At 69.4% G+C, this 18,301-nt stretch carries 15 protein-coding genes; 6 read left to right on the forward strand and 9 right to left on the reverse strand.

The genetic code is table 11. From position 1 onward, the window contains the following. Nucleotides 1–74: 74 nt before the first annotated feature. Nucleotides 75–2,345 (reverse strand): 5-histidylcysteine sulfoxide synthase, encoded by a 2,271-nt coding sequence (gene ovoA / locus ACIHAO_RS16160; protein ID WP_396558458.1) that lies wholly within the window; start codon nt 2,343–2,345, stop codon nt 75–77. 189 nt (nt 2,346–2,534) lie between these two features. On the opposite strand from ovoA, the gene ACIHAO_RS16165 reads away from it, so the two are divergent. Both ACIHAO_RS16165 and ACIHAO_RS16170 read left to right on the forward strand, forming a co-directional pair. Further along, nucleotides 2,535–3,821, forward strand: coding sequence for an ATP-grasp domain-containing protein (locus ACIHAO_RS16165; RefSeq protein WP_396558460.1), 1,287 nt, complete (start codon nt 2,535–2,537; stop codon nt 3,819–3,821). Then, nucleotides 3,818–5,029: an MDR family MFS transporter gene (locus tag ACIHAO_RS16170; protein WP_396558462.1), complete on the forward strand. Its 1,212-nt coding sequence runs from the start codon at nt 3,818–3,820 to the stop codon at nt 5,027–5,029. Before ACIHAO_RS16165 ends, ACIHAO_RS16170 begins: the two co-directional genes overlap by 4 nt. 6 nt (nt 5,030–5,035) lie before the next feature. On the opposite strand, the gene ACIHAO_RS16175 is transcribed toward ACIHAO_RS16170, so the two are convergent. The 4 genes from ACIHAO_RS16175 to ACIHAO_RS16190 form a co-directional block, all read right to left on the reverse strand. Then, nucleotides 5,036–5,662 carry a maleylpyruvate isomerase family mycothiol-dependent enzyme gene (locus tag ACIHAO_RS16175; RefSeq protein ID WP_396558464.1) on the reverse strand — a complete coding sequence of 209 codons (627 nt, stop codon included), beginning with the start codon at nt 5,660–5,662 and terminating at the stop codon, nt 5,036–5,038. Nucleotides 5,663–5,868: 206 nt separating this feature from the next. Beyond that, a complete protein-coding gene (locus ACIHAO_RS16180) occupies nt 5,869–7,188 on the reverse strand; it encodes a M20/M25/M40 family metallo-hydrolase (protein ID WP_396558808.1) in 1,320 nt (439 codons plus the stop codon). 136 nt (nt 7,189–7,324) lie between these two features. Continuing rightward, complete coding sequence (locus tag ACIHAO_RS16185) at nt 7,325–8,152, reverse strand: M55 family metallopeptidase (RefSeq protein ID WP_007035431.1); 828 nt, start codon at nt 8,150–8,152, stop codon at nt 7,325–7,327. Nucleotides 8,153–8,194: 42 nt separating this feature from the next. Further along, on the reverse strand, nt 8,195–8,791 hold the full coding sequence (locus ACIHAO_RS16190) for a hypothetical protein (RefSeq protein ID WP_396558466.1): 597 nt from the start codon (nt 8,789–8,791) through the stop codon (nt 8,195–8,197). Nucleotides 8,792–9,074: 283 nt separating this feature from the next. Here ACIHAO_RS16190 and abc-f point away from each other — a divergent pair, with 283 nt between their 5' ends. After that, nucleotides 9,075–10,697 carry a ribosomal protection-like ABC-F family protein gene (gene abc-f / locus ACIHAO_RS16195; RefSeq protein WP_396558468.1) on the forward strand — a complete coding sequence of 541 codons (1,623 nt, stop codon included), beginning with the start codon at nt 9,075–9,077 and terminating at the stop codon, nt 10,695–10,697. Here abc-f and ACIHAO_RS16200 read toward each other — a convergent pair. After that, the gene (locus tag ACIHAO_RS16200) at nt 10,681–11,946 is read right to left on the reverse strand and encodes a family 1 glycosylhydrolase (protein WP_396558470.1); all 1,266 of its coding nucleotides are present in this window, start codon (nt 11,944–11,946) and stop codon (nt 10,681–10,683) included. The two genes, abc-f and ACIHAO_RS16200, sit on opposite strands and share 17 nt — an antisense overlap. A 181-nt stretch (nt 11,947–12,127) precedes the next feature. Here ACIHAO_RS16200 and ACIHAO_RS16205 point away from each other — a divergent pair, with 181 nt between their 5' ends. Together ACIHAO_RS16205 and ACIHAO_RS16210 are read left to right on the forward strand one after the other, a co-directional pair. Further along, on the forward strand, nt 12,128–12,973 hold the full coding sequence (locus ACIHAO_RS16205) for an LLM class flavin-dependent oxidoreductase (RefSeq protein ID WP_125794071.1): 846 nt from the start codon (nt 12,128–12,130) through the stop codon (nt 12,971–12,973). A 423-nt stretch (nt 12,974–13,396) separates the two neighbouring features. After that, nucleotides 13,397–13,972, forward strand: coding sequence for a CGNR zinc finger domain-containing protein (locus tag ACIHAO_RS16210; protein ID WP_396558472.1), 576 nt, complete (start codon nt 13,397–13,399; stop codon nt 13,970–13,972). Here the strand turns inward: ACIHAO_RS16210 and ACIHAO_RS16215 are convergent. Beyond that, nucleotides 13,961–14,713 carry a PIG-L deacetylase family protein gene (locus ACIHAO_RS16215; RefSeq protein WP_396558474.1) on the reverse strand — a complete coding sequence of 251 codons (753 nt, stop codon included), beginning with the start codon at nt 14,711–14,713 and terminating at the stop codon, nt 13,961–13,963. The two genes, ACIHAO_RS16210 and ACIHAO_RS16215, sit on opposite strands and share 12 nt — an antisense overlap. Nucleotides 14,714–14,890: 177 nt before the next feature. Between ACIHAO_RS16215 and ACIHAO_RS16220 the strand changes: the two genes are divergently transcribed. Then, nucleotides 14,891–15,970: a glycoside hydrolase family 5 protein gene (locus tag ACIHAO_RS16220; RefSeq protein ID WP_396558476.1), complete on the forward strand. Its 1,080-nt coding sequence runs from the start codon at nt 14,891–14,893 to the stop codon at nt 15,968–15,970. A gap of 72 nt (nt 15,971–16,042) precedes the next feature. Here the strand turns inward: ACIHAO_RS16220 and sigJ are convergent, their stop codons facing one another. Further along, a complete protein-coding gene (gene sigJ, locus ACIHAO_RS16225; protein ID WP_396558478.1) occupies nt 16,043–16,930 on the reverse strand; it encodes an RNA polymerase sigma factor SigJ in 888 nt (295 codons plus the stop codon). 118 nt (nt 16,931–17,048) lie between these two features. Beyond that, nucleotides 17,049–18,230, reverse strand: coding sequence for a thiolase family protein (locus ACIHAO_RS16230; RefSeq protein WP_396558480.1), 1,182 nt, complete (start codon nt 18,228–18,230; stop codon nt 17,049–17,051). Between the last annotated feature and the right edge of the window lie 71 nt (nt 18,231–18,301).

The raw sequence follows: 18,301 nt of genomic DNA on the forward strand, positions 1-18,301 counted from the left end.
GTGGGCGCGCGCGCTCCCCGGCCCCGAGGGGGGCCCGGGCCGTCCCTCAAGGAGGCCTTCACGGACCGCCCGGATCAGCGCTTACGCCAGATGGAGACCTCCAGGTCGGTGATCTCGTAACGGCGGCCGTCGGCCCGGGTCAGGCTCGGTTCCGTGCTTTCCGACAGCAGCTCGAACGCCTCGCCGAGGACGTTCGCGAGCTCGGCTGCCGACGCCCGCGGGAGTGCCACGAGCAGCAACCCTCCGGCGCGCAGGAAGTTCGCCGAGCCGACGAGCGGGCGCAGGTAGCCCGCCGCACCACCGAGCCGGTCGAAGGCGTCCACCACGACCACGCCGTCGAACGTGCCCAGTGCGGCCGGCGGACGGCCGGACTCGGCGAGGGTGAACGAGACGCTGCCGTCCGGCGCGATCGACGGCCGCCGCGCGTGCTGTTCCCCGCGCCCCGGCACCCGGTAGCCGACGTCCCAGCCTTCGGCCAGCCGGTCCGCCGCCGCGACGAACATCGGCCGGTCGTCCAGTCCGACGACCTCGATCGGCCGCTCGGCCAGCGCGAACGCCAACCCGCCCGCCGCGGTGGCGAGATCCGCGACGCGGCGCAGCTCGACCCCGGCTTCGGCGGCGGCCTCGGTGAACCTTCTGGCCAGCCGATCCGGATAGCCCGCGGTCGCGGCCAGTGGATGCCCGGACCGGCCGAAGGCCTGTTCGGCGGTGCCGTACTGGCCGAGCAGCGCCCGGTCGAGCTCCGCCCGCGCGTCACCGTCCAGAGTGGACTCCGGCGCCACGACCAGCCGGATCCCGGCCTGCTGCAGGAAATGCGGCCGGTAGAAATGCCGCGCCCAGATGCTGCCCAGCTCGCCGGTGCTGATGTACGCGCCACCGACGATCAGCTGATGCTGCCCGCCGAAGCTGGGTACCGAGAAGTCCTCGTAGTACGGGTGCGGGGTGAAGCCCTCGAGCGGGTTGAAGGTGTCTTCGCTCCAGGTCCACAGGTTGCCGGCGGCGTCGTGCACGCCCTGCGACGTCGTCGGCGAGTGGTCGACCGGGCCCTCCGAACCCCAGGCCAGGCCGAGGTTGATGCCGGCATCGCGCAGCTGCCCGCCGTCGAGCCGCATGACCACGTCGTCCTCGACGCCAGGACGCTCCGGCAGGTCGCGCAGCAGGAAGTACTCCGCCTCGGTCGGCAGCCGGTATTCCCGTCCGTCCTTTTCGGACCGCCAGGCGGCGAAGGCCTTGGCCTCGTGGTAATTCACCACCACCGGCCAGTCCCACGGCATGTCGATCTCGTCGAACAGCGTGCGCAGCCGGAACGCGTGCAGCCCGGTCGGACCGGTCGGCACCCAGAAACGCGGCCACTTGGTGTTGCGGAAGCGGCGCCACGCCTCGCCCTCGGCCGACCACAACTCCGGCCGGCGATAACCGCCGTCGGCGACGAACCCGTGGAACTCGCCGTTGCTCACCAGGCAGCGGGCCGCTTCGAAGTCCGGCAGCTCTTGACGGCGGGAGCCGTACGCGCTGTCCCAGCCGTAGGACGGGAAGGACAGCGGCTTGCCCAGCTGAGCCGTGCGCCCGGGCACGGTGACGGTGCCGTTGGCGGGCACGGAACCGGGTTCGGGCTTGCCGGACTCGGTGGTGCGGCGCAGTGGCGACGGCGACGGCCACGCGGCCGGCCGTTCGACGAGGCTGGAACGCATTTCGCGGACCAGGACCGAACTGGTCTCCAGATGGATGCGATCGTGCTCGATGGCCAGCAACAGCGCCCAGGCCTGGTCGTCCATCGTCACCGGCCGCCCGAGGTCGGGGGCGAACGGAGTGGTCTCGATGATGCCGACGACCGTCCGGTACACCTCGGCCCGGTAGTCCTTCACCTCCGAAACCGACGGCCACACCATGTCGTTCTTCGACATGTCGTCCCATGAGTTCTCGTCGACACCCATTTCCAGGACGTGTTCGAGATAGGCGTCGATCGGCGCGTCCAGCAGCCCGGAGACCCGCAACTTGTTGACGTACAGCGCGGTCGTGTGGCCGTAGTAGAAGATCATCGGATGCCGCAGGTTGTGGTCCGGCGGGCGGTAGAACGCCTCCGCGCCTTTCAATCCGGCGAACATCACCTCGTGCAGGGTCCAGGCGTTGTCGAAGTAGTCCAGCACCTCTTCGCGGCTGCATACGGACAGATCGGGCAACGGCAGCGCGCTGATCTCGCCGGATTCGGCGACACCCGGGCATCGGCCGGGCTCGGGGCGTATCCCGGTGTACCACCACCGTGGATCACGGGCCCCGTTCAACCGTTCGTCGGCGTGCTTTATCGCATTTCTCTCCCAAGGTTCCATGGTGACCGTCGGTGTCATCTGACCTCACTTCGGATGGGGCACTGGGGCGGGTGCCGAAACCGTCGCATCTCCGAAAAGGTCATTTCCTCTCCTTTCGTGCTCTGAATCGCTCTCCGGAAGAAGTCCGGCGCGGGATCGCAATCGGGGAGATGCCCGTTGATCACGGCGGATGAGACCGTCGGTGTTCCGAATCCCACCGGTTGAGGGGTGAAAGGCTTGTCGACGAAGCCCTGTGTCGTGCTCGTGGACACCTACGAAACGGCCGATCACGGGTTGCCGCAGACCGCCCGGCACATCGCGCCGACGTTCCTGGCGCTCGGCGCGGAATGTGTGCGCGTGCAGAGCGCGCCCGACGCGCCCGGTCAGTACCGGAAGTCCTCACCGACCATGAGCAACTATCGCGAGAACATCGTCCACGACGGCGATCTCGCGAAGACGCTCGACGCGCTGGCCGTGCACGAGCCGGTCGCCGTCGTGGCCGGTGGCGAATACGCGGTCGCCTTCACCGACGAACTCAGTGAGGCGCTGGGCGTTCCGTCGAACGGCACCGCGCTTTCCCTTGCCAGACGGGACAAGTCCGCCATGGGTGAGGCCGTCGCCGCGGCAGGGTTGCCCGTCGCACGGCAGTTGCCGACCGCGGACGAGGCCGAACTCGCCGCATGGCACCGGGAAGTGGGCGGGCGGATCGTCGTCAAGCCGAACCGCAGCGCCGGCGGCGACGGGGTGTCCTTTTGCGACACTCCGGAGCGGTCGGCCGCGGCACTGCGCGCGATCACCGGCCGCCAGAATGTGTTCTCCGAGGACAACGACTTCGTCATCGCGCAGGAGTACCTCGCCGGCAGTGAGTACATGGTCAACACGGTCAGCATGGACGGCCTGCACCAGGTGTGCGACATCTGGAAGAGCTCGCGTTTCGCCGTCAACGGGGTGTCAGACCTGCTCGGCGCCTGCCAGATCGTGCCGAGGCGCGGGCCGGGCCACGACGAACTGGTGAATTACGCGTTCGCGGTACTCGACGCGCTGGGCATCCGGCACGGCGCCGCGCACGTCGAGATCAAGCGGACCCCACAGGGCCCACGGCTGATCGAGGTCGGGTCGCGGCTCTCGGGCGGAGACCTGCCGCATCTGGCGCGGCTCGCGATCGGCGAGTCCCAGCTGGACTGGATGGCCGACGCGGTGCTGCGGCCGGAGCGGTTCCGCGAGCGGTGGGGCGAGGACTACCGGATCCGGCGGCACTACGCCTGGTCCGCGCTGCTCTCACCGGTCGAAGGCACGCTCCGCCGGTACACCGTGCTCGACGAGATCGAGCGGCTGGAGAGCTTCCACGAGATGTTCGTGCTGACCCGGCCGGGGAAGCCGTTGCGCCGCACCGTCGACGACACGACGTTCCCGGTGGTCGTCACGTTCATGCACGAGATCGAGGAGTACGTCCTGCGCGACCTCGGCACGCTGCGGTACCTCGACGGTGTCGGCTGCTACGAGCTCGAACCGTGACGGCGCCGGGGTTCTTCCGGACGCGGCTCGGCGGGCTGCCCAAGTCGTTCTGGGTGTTGTGGACGGGCACGCTCGTCAACCGGCTCGGCACGATGGTCCTGCCGTTCCTGGCGCTGTATCTGACCAGTGATCGCGGCCTTTCGGTGGCGACGGCGGGAACCGTGCTGGCGCTGCTCGGCATCGGCCAGGTGTTCTCGCAGCTGATCGGCGGCCTGCTGGCCGACCGTATCGGCAGACGGGCGACGCTGACCGGCGGCATGCTCGCCACCGGCGCGATCATGCTGGTACTGGGGTACGTCGAGCGCCTCGAACTGATCGCGGTCGCCGCGTTCCTGCTCGGGCTGGCACTCGACGTGTTCCGCCCGGCCACCCAGTCGATCGTGGCGGATCTGGTGCCCGGCGCCGACCGTACGCGGGCCTTCGGGCTGCTGCTGTGGGCGATCAACCTCGGCTTCTCGATCGGGATGGTGCTGGGCGGCACGATGGCCCGCGCCGGTTTCACGACGCTGTTCTGGGTGGACGCGGCGACATGCGTGCTGTTCGGCTTGTTGGTCTGGCGAGCGGTTCCGGAGACACGCGGAGGCGGCCGATCGCGGGAGCCGGGTGGCTTCGCCGTCGTCCTGCGCGACCGGGTCATGGCCGGGCTGATGCTCATCTCGCTGGTGGTCGCGTTCGTGTTCCTGCAGAGCCTGGCCACGTTGCCGCTGGCGATGCGTGAGGACGGGCTTTCGCCCGCGGGGTACGGGCTGGTGATGGCGGTCAACGGCGTCGTCATCGTGGTCGTGCAACCACTGGTGGGGCACCGGCTGGGCCGTTGGGACCCTTCGCGGGTGCTCACGTTCGGGATCCTGTTGACGGGTTTGGGCTTCGGCGCCACGGCATTCGCGTCGACGACGCTGGTGTACGCCGCGTGCGCCGTGGTGTGGACTCTCGGCGAGATCGTGATCCAGTCGGTGGGCGTCGCGATCGTGGCGGAGCTCGCTCCACCGCATCTTCGTGGCCGGTACAACGGCGCCTATGGCACCGCGGCGGGTCTCGCCGCGTTCGTCGCCCCGCTCGGCGGCACGCAGCTGCTGGTACTGGGCGCGCCCGTGTTGTGGACGGTCTGCTTCGGCCTGTGCCTGGCCGCGGCCGTGGGACAGTTGCTGCTCGGCAACGCGGTCCGCCACCGGATGACCACCGCGCCTGTTCCCGTGACGGTCGGCTGACTCGGCTTATCCGTCCATTCTGGACGCGAGGATCGCCGCGCCGGGCCCGGAAACCTCGTCGAGCGCCACGACCCTTCCGGCGATCGCCAGCAGGAGGGCCTCGCCGGGGCCGTGGAGTTCCGGTCCGGAGCCGGCCGACCAGCCGAGGTCGGTGGCGACGAGCCGGAGCCCGCGTGCCCGCCGGTTGGCCTTGATCGGCGGCGCGTAGCGCGCGAAGGCCAACGCGTGGCGCAGCCGGTCCGGCGGCACCTCGCGGGGAAGCCCCAGCGGCCGCCGGATGTCCTGCTGATGGATGAGCCCGTCGAGCAGTGCCACCCGCCCGCCGAACGCGGCGGTCAGGCCGCGGGGTTCGAGATGCTCCTCGAACCTCGCGATCAGCTCTTCAGGCGTCCGGCCGGGCTTTCGCGTGACACCGAGCGCGTTGATCCGATCCAGTCGCAGCCTCCCGCGGACAGCTTGGCCGAGCACCTCACGCAGGCGCAGGGTGTCGTAGTCGACGACATGGGTGACCACCTCCCGGACCGTCCAGTCCGCACACAACGTCGGCGCGTCCCACTGATCGGGGGACAGCGAGCGCAGGAACGCGGCGAAGTCCGCCCGTTCGTCCCGTGCGAGTCGCGCGACGGATTTCACCGGCGGCCTCCTGGGTCACTTGTGGTCGAGCCTGGGCGGTGTCCTCAGTCCGGGCGGCGAACTCGCGTGATTGGAGGCGGAACACACCCGAGGCCGGTCCGCACCGTGTCTTCCGCCTGTAGACACGCGTGATACGGCTCCAATCACGCGTGATACGGCTCTGGACACGAGTCTTCCGTTCAACGTGCGCGACACGGCCGGTCGGGTCAGCAGGTCGCCAGGAAGTGCCGTAGTACCCGCGTGCCGAACCGCAACCCCTCCACCGGGACCCGCTCGTCCACACCGTGCGCCATCGCGCGGTAGGGGAAGCCTTCCGGCAGCCGCAGCGGAGCGAAGCCGTAGCAGTCGATCCCGAGCGGGCTGAACGCCTTGGCGTCCGTTCCGCCGCCCATGCAGTAGGGAACCACGACGGCTTCGGGGTCTTCGGAGCGCAAAGCGTCCGCCATCGCGTCGAACCACGGCGAATCCACCGGCGCCTGCACCGGCGGCTGGTGCGCGACGAACTCGCGGGTGACGCCCTCGCCGAGCATCGCGTCGACCTCGGCGAGCAGTTCCGGTTCGGTGCCGGGGAGGACGCGGACGTCCACTTGGGCCTCGGCCGAAGTCGGGATCACGTTCACCTTGTAACCGGCGTCGAGCATCGTGGGCGTCGTGCTGTTGCGGACGGTCGGCACGACCAGCGCGCCGGCGGGTCCGAGCCGCGCGATCGTTCCGTCCACATCGGACAGATCGACCGGGACGCCGAGCGCCTCCCCGGTGCGTTCCAGGAACGCTTGCGCCGTCGGGGTGAGCCGGATCGGCCAGCGGTGCGCGGCGATCTTGCCGAGCGCCGTGACCAGCCGGGTGACCGCGTTCTCGTCGTTGGGACGCGATCCGTGCCCCGCGCGGCCCTTGGCGGTCAGCCGCAGATGCGCGGTGCCGCGTTCGGCCGTCGCCACCGGGTAGAGCCGCACGGTCCGGCCGTCTGCGGCGGGAACGTGGTAGGTGTACCCGCCCGATTCGCTGATCGCGGCCGCGCAGCCGTCGAACAGGTCCCGGTGCGTGGCGGCGAGCCAGTGCGCGCCGTACTCGCCCTTGTCCTCCTCGTCGGCCACGAACGCCAGGACGATGTCACGCCGCGGGCGGACGCCGGTGGCGAGGGCGGCGAGCACCATCGCGCAGAAGTCCTTCATGTCGACGGCGCCGCGGCCCCAGAGGAACCCGTCGCGGACCTCGCCCGAGAACGGGTCCACCGACCAGTCGGCCGCGTCGGCGGGGACGACGTCGAGATGTCCCTGCACGAGGAGCGCCGGCAGGCTCGGGTCGGTGCCGGGGACCCGGGCGATCACGTTCGCGCGCCGGGGCGCGGACTCGATGATCTTCGCGCCGATCCCGAGCCCGGACAGCAGCGTCGCCACGTACTCGGCGGCTTCGCGCTCGCCTTCGGAGTCCCCGTCGCCCCGGTTCGTGGTGTCGAACCGGATCAGCCGCGAGCAGACTTCGACAACATCCATGTCAGCGTTGTCTTCGGAACCCGCGGCCGCGATCACGTCGCCAGGGCGCGGCCCGCGAACGTCCGGCCGGTCAGGGTGGGCGGCGCCCTGCCGCCGCGATAGCGGGGCCTTCGGCCCGGCGGGTTCGGTGTCGAGAGGCCGGTCGTGAACCTCGCTCCGCGATTCCATGTCAGCCATAGATACCCTGCACCGCCCCGGCCGCGATCGCCGTCACGATCTTGAACGCCTTCATAGCTTCGGTCATGTCCGGCGCGTCGAAGCCGACCCGCCGCACGCCGATCTGTTCCACCGTCGGGATCACCGCCGCCGCCTGCGCGAGATGGCTCGCGTCGAATTCGACCTCGATCCGGTGCGGGGTGGTGAACCGCTCGACCCGGCCCGCCCGGTTCATCGCGTCCGCCGCGGCCGAGGACAGCAGTTCGGCGGTCCTCGCGGGCGGCAGGCAGATCGCGGCGTAGCGGCTGACGCACTCCTTCACCGTGACCAGTTCGGCCTCCGGCGCGTAGTCCTGGGCGTCGTCACAGGCCTTGTCGTCACCGGAAACGACCAGCACCGGGACGCCGTACTCGGCGGCCATCGCGGCGTTGAGCCTGCCTTCGCTGGCGGGGACGTCGTCGAGCCACACGCCGGTGATCTGATTCTCCAGGTACGTGTGGGAAAGCACGCCGTCGAAACCGGCGCCGGCGTGGTAGCCGAGGAAGACGACGCCGTCCACGCCGGTGTCGATGCCCTGCATCATCGAGAGCGGTTTGTGCCTGCCGGTGAGCATGCGCGCCCGGCCGTCGAGGTCTTCGAGCAGGAGGTTCCGCTGGGACGAATGCGCCTCGTTGACCAGAACGTCGGTCGCGCCGGCGTCGAAGAGGCCCGCGATGGTGGCGTTGACGTCACCGGTGAACAGGCGCCGGAATCGTTGCCACTGCTCGGTGCCGGGGATGACGTCCTCGGTCCAGGTGACGCCGGTGGCGCCCTCCATGTCCGCCGAGATCATGATGCGCATGCGGGGCAGACTAGCCGAGGTTCTTTGCCCTCGCCGCCGGGATCAGGGCCAAGAACCGGAACGCGGGTAGACCGCCCAGGCGCGTTCCCACGCCGCGAACCGGTGCCGGTCGAGCACCAGCCGGACGACCCGGTGCAGCAGGACGAGCGAGGCGACCACCGCGAACCAGAGCCAGAGTCCGACGAGCACGGAATCGAACACGGCCGTCGACGCCGACCTCGGTGCGGCGGTGAGGTCACCGCGGGCGTCGATCCAGATCGGCACGGCCGATCCGGCGGGGCTGCCCGGCGTCGCGAGGACACCGCCGGTGTGCCGCACGCCGCGCGAGTCGGTCCAGGTCGCCTCGGTGGTCGAGTTGTCGGTCCCGACGCTTTCGCTGTCGACGATGCGGACGGGTGCGGCCTTCAGCAGATACGCGGTGGTGGCCTGACGCCCGGCCGCGTCGGTGGCGGCCGCGGCGACCTGCCTGGCGTGGTTGGCCGAGCCGGCGGCGGCCGCGACCGGGACGGCGAGCAGCGCCGCGAGGATGACGAGCTTGAGGAGAAGGGCTTCGAATCGGTCTGAGCCACGGGCGAGCGAGTTGTGACCAGGGAAGAGCCGTCGCCTGAACCGGGCGATCGGACCGCTGGACCCGTGCACGAGGAACCCCATTCCCTCAGACCGCGAAAACCTCCATCTTCGATTCTCGGTCACCGGGGCGCAGCTGTCGCGGTAGGGGGACACAGACCACTCTGTGAACCCGTACACAACCTTTAATTCGTTTTACCCGTCCGGGTTCCCCGGCTACCGTCTTCGCCATGGGGATTTTCTTCAACCTGTGATTCTCGTCTTCGACGCGGCCCTGGCGTAGAGCCTTCGCTCCGCCGGGCCGCGTCCTTCCGCACGCGCTCTTCTTCCTTCGAGAATCCAGGAGGACGCCCCTATGCGTACCCCGTCTCAAAATCCCGGGACACAACTCGTGCTCGCCGGTGTCACCAAGCGTTTCGACGACCATGTCGTACTCGATCAGGTCTCCTTCAGTGTCAAACCGGGGGAGAAGGCGGGCGTCATCGGCGACAACGGTTCGGGTAAATCCACTCTGCTGAGGCTGATCGCCGGCCGCGACCGGGCGGACAACGGCACGGTGACCGTGACCGCGCCCGGAGGCGCCGGCTACCTTCCGCAGACCTTGGAACTGCCCGAAACCGCCACGGTCGGCGACGCGATCGACCTCGCGCTGGCCGACATCCGGGAACTCGAATCCCGGCTGCGGGCGGCCGAGACTTCGCTCAAGACCGCCGAAGACCTCGCTGCCTACGGTGACCTCATCACCGCCTACGAAGCCCGCGGCGGTTATGAGGCCGACGCCAGGGTGGAGGTCGCCCTGCACGGGCTCGGGCAGCCGGGCCTCGACCGCGGCCGCGCGCTGGGCAGCCTGTCCGGCGGGCAGCGGTCCCGGCTGGCGCTCGCGGCCACCTTGGCCGCGTCACCCGAACTGCTGTTGCTGGACGAGCCGACCAACGATCTCGACGACGAAGCCGTCGCCTGGCTGGAGAACCATCTCCGCGGGCATCGCGGCAGGATCGTCGCGATCACCCACGACCGGATGTTCCTCAGCCGGGTCACCACCACCATCCTTGAGGTCGACGCCGATCGCCGGACCGTGCACCGGCACGGCAACGGTTACGCGGGTTACCTCGCCACGAAGGAGGCCGCGCGGGCCCGGTGGGTCCGGGAGTACGAGGAGTGGCGGCTGGAGAAGGCCCGCTACGAACGGCTGGCGGACGTGAACATCGACCGGTTCTCGGCGATCCCGCGCAAGGCCCCGGCGGCCTTCAGCGGGGCCGGCGCGTTCCGGGCTCGCTCGCGGGCACACGGGGCGATGAGCCGGATCCGGTCGGCTCGCGAGCGGATCCAGCGGCTCGATGCCGACGCGGTCCCGCCTCCGCCACAACCGCTCCGGTTCAGCGCGCGGATCGCCGCGGGGGAGGCGGAAGCAGATCAGTACGTGGTGAAGGTGGACGACGTGTCGGTCGACGGCCGTCTGCCGCGGACGTCGCTCAGCGTGCTGCCCGGCGAACGGATCCTCGTGACCGGACCCAACGGGGCGGGCAAGACGACCCTGATGCGGGTGCTCGCCGGAGAACTGGCGCCGTCGACGGGATCGGCGGAACGCGCGGGCAGGATCGGGTTCCTGCACCAGAACGGCGGGCTCGCGTGCGACGCCCGAACCGTCCTTGCCGTCTTCTCCGGGGAGGGTGACGAGGACGAGGCGGCCGAGAGGTTGCTGTCGCTGGGTCTGTTCCGGGCGCCGGATCTGCGCAAGCCGGTGCGGGAGCTGTCCGTCGGGCAGCGGCGCAGGCTGGAACTGGCCAGGCTGGTGACGGCCAGGACCGACCTGCTGCTGCTCGACGAGCCGACCAACCACCTCGCCCCGGATCTCGTGGAGGAGATGGAACAGGCGCTCGCGGAGTACTCCGGCGCGCTCGTGGTCGTCACCCACGACCGGCGGATGCGGCGGACCTTCGAGGGCAGGCGGCTGGAACTGGTCACTCCAGCGGCATGAGCGGCCCGTCGACCTTGGCCGGGTTGAGGCAGCTGTTCAGTCCGTCCACGAGGGAACAGGTCCCAGGTCCGCGTTTGAGCCGGTAGCCCTGCGGCACGCCACCCGCCGTCACCAGACCCTGGTACGCGGGAACGGCGTCCGTGGGGCGCCGGGTCAGCGCGGGATCGGTGAGAGCGTCCACTGTGTACAGTCCGAAGCGGGCGCGGTAGCTGCCCCATTCGTAGTTGTCGGTGAGGCTCCAGTAGTTGTAGCCGATGAGGTTCATCCCGTCGGCCTTCGCCCGCTGGAGCCAGTACACGGTGTCGCGGATGTGATCGCCGCGGCTGTAGTCCGCGTCGCGGGGTTTGCCGTTGTCGGTCGCCATGCCGTTTTCGACGATGTACAGAGGCAGGCGCGGGAACCGGTTGTGGTAGCTGCGCAGCGCGTAGTAAATGCCTTCCGGCTGGAGCTTCACGTCCCAGAACTTGTCACTGGCGGCGGCGAAGACCGTCCAGTTGTCGATGCTGAGGCCGTAGTAGTAGTCGATGCCGATGAAGTCGAGCTTGTCCTTGACCTGGTCGAGGAAGAACCAGTCGGCCATCCCGTTGACCCCGGTGATGTAAGCCTGGTTGCTGGTGACCTTCGAAGTCGGATCGAGTTCGTGGATCAGGTCGTAGGCCCGCCGGTGCGCCTGGACGACGTTGGACTGCGCCGCGAAGTACCGCGTCGCGTTCAGCGCGCCGACCTTCTGTTCGTTCTTCAGGAAGATGAGCGGCTCGTTGAACGTCACCCAGAGGACGTCCTGACCGGCGTAGCGCTGGACGATCTTCCGGCTGAAGTCCAGCCACGCGTCGGCGGTCCGCGTCTCCGCCCAGCCGCCCTGATCGAGCGCCCACCCCGGGTAGACCCAGTGGTTGAGCGTGATCATCGGGGTCATGCCCGCGGCCCGGACCTGCCGGAGCACGTCGTCGTAGAAGGCCAGTTCGGCCTCGTCCCACCGGCCAGGCGAGGGCTCGACGCGAGCCCACTCGACACCGAAGCGATAGGTGTTGACGCCGAGCCCGGCCGCGAGGCGGATGTCGTCGGCGTAGCGGTGCCGGAAGTCCACGGAGTCGCGGTACTCGTCGACGCCGTCCTTGCCGGCGGAACGGTCCACGAACCGCTTCCAGTTGCTGTCGGGCGCACTGCCTTCGGACTGGTAGCCCGAAGACGCGACGCCCCAGTAGAAGTCCCGGGACCAGTCGTCATCCTGCGATGCGGACGCGTTCACGGCCGAAAGTGTCGCGCATAGTGAGACGGCGACCACCGAGGACAACACCCGGCGTAACCTTCTCCGATGCTCCGGCCACTTCGTCGATCGTTCACCGGTGTCCGCCATCTTCCGGACGCTAACGTGAGTGAACGGCGTAAACAAGCGGCCGTCCGGGGACTTCGACGATGACGTTGGGGAGATGATCGACTTGACCGGCAGCACGGTCCGACACGCCGTCTATCTGCCGCCTTTCGGCCCGTTCGGTGAGCCGGGGGTGCTCGTCGACCTCGCCGTGCGCGCGGAGGCGGCGGGCTGGGACGGGTTCTTCCTGTGGGACCACGTGGTCGCGGACACCATGCCCATCGCCGACCCGTGGACGACACTCGGCGCGATCGCGCACGCCACCAGCCGCCTGCTGTTCGGCCCGATGATCACGCCGCCCGCCCGGCGCCGCCCGTGGGTGGTCGCTCGGCACGCGTCGACGGTCAGCCGGCTTTCCGGTGGGCGGCTGATCCTCGGCACCGGGCTCGGCTCGGACGAATCCGGTGACTTCAGCCGGTTCGGCGAGCAGACCGACCTTCTGACCCGATCGGCGATGTTCGACGAAGGCCTCGACGTCATCCGCGCGATCTGGTCCGGCAGGCGGTTCGACCACGACGGCGCGCACTACCAGGTCGCCCTCGCCGAGGCGCCACCCGAGCCGTTCCCGATCCCGATCTGGGTGGCGAGCTCGACCGACAACCCGCGCGTCGTCCGGCGGGCGGCGTTGTGCGACGGGATCTTCCCGAACCCGGAGGACCACACGCCGACCGCCGAAGAGATCGCGGAGACCCACCGCGCGCTCCGCCTCGCCGGACTGGAGCCGGGGCGTCCCTTCGACGTCGCGGTCGCCGGGAACGCGAGCCCGGCGTGGGAGGAACCCATCAAGGTCGATCTGCCCGCGCTCGGGCAGGCCGGGATGACCTGGTGGATGGAGTCGCTGATGCACCTCGACCCGCTGGAGCTCTCACAGAAGATCGTGGACGCCGGTCCGCCTCGGTGGTGACGCGGCCGCTCGGTCTCGTGAGTGGTCGGGGCGGGTGGGGCCGGGTGTGGGGCGAAGGCTCCCTTCGCTAGTGAGCGGGCGGTTCCTTCAGCGCATCCGATGGGCCTGGCGTCGAGTTGTGATGTCGTGAAGGGCGCCTTCGAGACGTTCACTGTCCCAAGGGGGCCCTTCACGACATTCCCACGACCGCGACAACTCACGTGAGTGCCCGCCTGGAGTCCTTCACGCGCAGCCGCTGTGACTGCTGGTGCCTGTGGGGCGAACGTGATTTCTCAGCGCCTATCTGTCCACAGTAGACTGACGCTCCGCCTTCCGCCGGATTCCTTTGCTCCGAAAGACTTCACCGCCCTTGTGGTGACGCGAGCCTTTGGTAGCGTCACCGCGGGCGTCCTGCGAACCAGTGACGCGCGGGGGAGGGGTCGAATGACCGGCGAGCTGGACGGGCGCCACGCGATGCGGCTGGAAACCGGGGTCGCGCTGATCAACGCGCTGACCGGGAACCACGTGCACGGCAGGCCGAAACCCGTGCTCGGCGGTCGCGATCTGGTTCGCGCGGCCGCCGAAGCGGTCGGCGACACCGGGAACGGCCGCGTCGACCTGCCCACCGCGGAGCGGCTGCGAAATCTGGCGTCCCGATTGCGGGAGATCATCGAGTCGCTCTCCAGGCGCGAGCACGACGAGGCGGCCGGGTTGCTCAACCGGATGCTCGCCGACAGCAGGGCGCGTCCGTCGCTGCACCGCCACGGCGACCAGTCCTGGCACCTGCGTTTTCACGGCCCCGAAGCCGACCTCGTCCAGCAGTGGACGGCAGGGCTCGCGGTGTCGGTGGCCGCGGCGTTCGGCGAGCACGTCCCGCATCGGGTCGGGCTGTGCGCGGCGCCGCGGTGCGATCAGGTGTACATCGACGCGAGTCAGGCGCAGGTCAAACGGTTCTGTGGCCTGGCCTGCCAGAACCGGGTGAAGGCCGCCGCGTATCGCGCCCGCCGGTCAGGGGCGTGAGCCGCGCGGTGTCGCGTCGATGTACCACTCGCGGCTGAACGCGAGGCCGAAGAGCGGCGCCGGAAGCCGGGTGATGACACGCATCAGCGGCGCGAGCCTGCCGGTTCCCTTCACCTGGGTGGAATGCGCGGCGATCGCGGCCTGTTTCTGGCGAGCGAAGCGCCGGACGTCGAAGGTGTGGGTGATCTCGGACCGGGCGCTGTAGGCGCGGAGAAGCGCGTCGACGTCGTAGCGGAACGGGATCCGGGACAGGCGCACGATCCGCACCAGGCGAGCGACCGCGTCGCGGGGGATCGTGGCTTCCAGCAGCCGGACGTCGCCGGCGAGCTCCGCCGCGCGCTTGCCGACTTCGTGCACCTTGACGTGGTCGCGGTGGCCGTAGCCGCCGTTGCGGTCGTAGCTCAGCAACACGGAGGCCTTCTCCTCGCCCAGGATCGCGACGAGCCGCGCGGCCGCTTCGTCGGTGCTGGCGCGGACGAAGCGGACCCAGCCCGGCGGGTCCGGGTAGAGGATCGCGCCGTGGCCGCTGCCGGCGTATCCGAGATGTACGACCCGCGCGACGCCCAGCACCGTCGCGCTCGCCTCGAGTTCGGCCCGGCGCGCGGGGTCCGGGCCTTTCATGCCGATGGTGGCGACCACGAGCACGACTCGGTGCCCGTCCGCGGCGGCGCGGGCCAGGGTGCCGCCGGTCAGCAGTGCTTCGTCGTCCGGGTGGGCGTGGAAGGCCACGATGGTCGTCACGGTCCGATCATGCCGGAGATCGTCGAAACCGTGGGTGGTCAAGTCTTGACCGTCCGTCGACCCTGTGGGTAATCTTCCCTTTACTTTCCAATAGTAAGGAAAGTTTCCTATTTAATCCCGCCGCCCTGACCGTCGGCGCGCCGACGACGGCGCCGTCGACGCGAGAGGAGAAGCCGAATGCGTTGGGACAAGATCCGTCTCCGGGTGACGGCCGCACTGGCCGCCGGACTGCTGGCGCCGGTCGCCGCCGCGAGTACCTCGATGGCCACCGAGGCCGGCGCAGAACCCGCAACGCAGGCAGCCGCCGCGCTGCCGCCGGGCAGCCCGGCGGCGATCAACGGACAGCTGAAGGTCTGCGGCCTCCAGCTCTGCAACTCCGCCGGCAAGCCGATCCAGCTCCGTGGCATGAGCACCCACGGGATCCAGTGGTTCAGCCAGTGCGTGAAGACCGCTTCGCTCGACGCGCTGGCCAACGACTGGAAGGCCGACGTCCTCCGGATCTCGATGTACATCCAGGAAGGCGGCTACGAGACCAACCCGCGCAAGTTCACCGACATGGTGCACGGGTACATCGAGGAAGCCACCAAACGCGGGATGTACGCCCTGGTCGACTGGCACCAGCTCACCCCCGGCGATCCGAACGCGAACCTCAGCCGCGCCAAGACGTTCTTCACCGAGATCGCCCAGCGGCACAAGGACAAGACCAACATCATCTACGACATCGCCAACGAGCCCAACAACGTCAGCTGGGACCGCGTCCGCAGCTACGCGGAGCAGATGATCCCTGTCATCCGCGCCCAGGACTCCGACGGCGTCGTGCTCGTGGGCACCCACGGCTGGGGCTCGCTCGGCATCTCCGACGGCCGCAACGAGACCGACATCATCAACAACCCGGTGCGCGCCACCAACTTCATGTACACGTTCCACTTCTACGCGGCGTCGCACAAAACGGAGTACTTCAACGCGCTGAGCCGGGCCGCGAGCAAGATCCCGCTGTTCGTGACCGAGTTCGGCACCCAGACCGCCAGCGGTGACGGCGGGAACGACTTCACCAACTCCCAGAAGTACCTGGACTTCCTCGCGTCGAAGAAGATCAGCTGGACCAACTGGAACTTCTCCGACGACAGCCGTTCGGGCGCGGTGTTCAAGCCGGGCATCTGCTCGGGCAGCTCGTTCACCGGCACGGCTCCGCTGAAGCCCGCCGGCGTCTGGATCCGGGACCGCATCCGCACCGCGGACAACTTCCCGACCTCCTGATCCCGGCAGCGCGTATGTCAGGAAAGGGTCGTTCAGGACAAAAAATGTCCTGAACGACCCTTTCCTGACAGTTCAGCCGAGCGGTTCGAAATCCAGCGCGGCGAGGCGGTCCGGGTCGGCCAGGATCTCGATCGCCGCGATCTTCCCGTCCACGACGGTGAAGGCGAAGACCGTCGTCGGGACGCCGTCCTTGGTGACGACCATCCCGGCCGCGCCGTTGACCAGTGCGGGGCGCGGTACCCCGCCGGCGCCCGCCGACCGGAACATGAGCGCCTGGCTCGCGACCGTGGCCGCGCCGCGCACGAAACGCGTGGTACCGGCCGGGGTCGCGCCACCCTCGGCACGGAGGATGACGTCCGGGTCGAGCACCGAGACCAGCGCGTCGAAATCGCCGTCCCGCGCGGCCGCGAAGAACGCGTCGACGACTGCCCGCTGACGGCTCAGGTCCGCGTCCGGGACCGTCGGCGAGCCCTGCAGGCGGCGGCGTGCGCGGCTGGCGAGCTGCCGGGTCGCCGCGGAAGACCGGCCCACGATCGGCGCGATCTCGTCGAAGGGCAGGGCGAACATGTCGTGCAGCACGAACGCGAGCCGTTCGGCGGGGTCCAAGGTGTCGAGGACGACCAGGAGTGCCAAACCGACCGAGTCCGCCAGCAGGGCTTGGTGTTCCGGGTCGATGCCGTCCTCACGGCCGATGATCGGATCGGGCAGCTGCGCGCCGACCGGGTCTTCCCGCCTCGACTTGCGTGAGCGCAGCATGTCGAGGCAGATCCGGCCGACGACGGTGGTCAGCCAGCCGCCGAGATTGTCCACGTCACCGGACTCCGACCGGCTCAGCCGCAGCCAGGCCTCCTGCACGGCGTCGTCCGCTTCGCTGAGCGAACCGAGCATCCGGTACGCCACCGCCCTCAGATGCGTCCGGTGCCCCTCGAAGCGTCGTGCCAGCCAGTCGTGTTCGTCCACGGTCCCCATCCTTCATCGATCAGTCGTAACCCTGACGCGTGGGGGAACGAAGATGTGACGACGTGGTCCACCGACCGTGTCGGGTAGCCGCCGTAGCGGTTCATCCGCACCACGAGCGTCACAACGCCTCCAGGATGGTCGCGTTGGCCTGGCCACCGCCTTCGCACATCGCCTGCAGGCCGTAGCGGGCGCCGTGGTGATGCAGCGCGTTGACCAGCGTGCCCATCAGCCGGGTGCCGCTCGCGCCGAGCGGATGGCCCAGCGCGATCGCGCCGCCGTGGACGTTGACCTTGGCCGGGTCGGCCCCGGTCTCCTGCTGCCACGCCAGCACGACGCTGGCGAACGCCTCGTTGATCTCGAACAGGTCGATGTCCGCGAGGCGCAGACCGGCGCGCCGCAAGACCTTCTCCGTCGCCGGGATGACACCGGTGAGCATGAGCAGCGGGTCGGAGCCGGTGACGGCGAAACTGTGCAGGCGGGCGCGCGGCCGCAGGCCCAGTCTGGCGGCGGTCTCGCTGGAGGTGATGAGCACGGCGGAGGCGCCGTCGTTGATCGGGCTGCTGTTGCCCGCGGTCACCGACCAGTCGATCTGCGGGAATCTTTCCGAGATCCCCTCGTCCTGGAACGCGGGCCGCAGCTTGGCCAGCGTTTCGAGGTCGGTGCCGGGCCGGACGGACTCGTCGGTGGAGACCCGGCCCGACGCGGTCTCGATCGGCACGATCTGGCTCGCGAACCGCCCGAGCGCGTGTGCCCGCGCCGCCTTCCGATGCGAGGACATCGCGAACTCGTCCATCGCCTGGCGGCTGAGCGACCACTTCGCGGCGATGAGTTCGGCGCTGATTCCTTGTGGCACCAAGCCTTCCGGATAGCGCTCGGCGACGCCAGGGCCGAGGGGATCGGTACCGGGCAGCACGTTCGACCACATCGGGACGCGGCTCATGGACTCGACACCGCAGGCGATGACGACGTCGTACGCGCCGGCCATCACGCCTTGCGCGGCGAAGTGCACGGCCTGCTGGCTGCTTCCGCACTGCCGGTCGACGGTGGTCGCGGGCACGGTCTCCGGCAGCCCGGCCGCGAGTGCCGCCCACCGCGTGACGTTCTGGGCCTGTTCGCCGACCTGGTCGACCGCGCCGCCGATGACGTCGTCGATCAGCTCCGGGTCGAGGCCGTTGCGCTGGACGAGCGCGCGCAACGTGTGGGCGAGCAACTGGACGGGATGGACCCCGTGCAGGGCGCCACCGGGCTTGCCCTTGCCGATCGGGGTACGGACGGCGTCGACGATGACCGCGTCGTGCACGGCTGCCTCCAGTAGTGAGTTGGAACCTCCAACTCACTGTGGCACCGAGTGGGTTGGAAATCAAGACTCAC

The organism is Amycolatopsis sp. NPDC052450 (assembly GCF_044547565.1).
In the GTDB taxonomy this organism is placed as follows: domain Bacteria; phylum Actinomycetota; class Actinomycetes; order Mycobacteriales; family Pseudonocardiaceae; genus Amycolatopsis.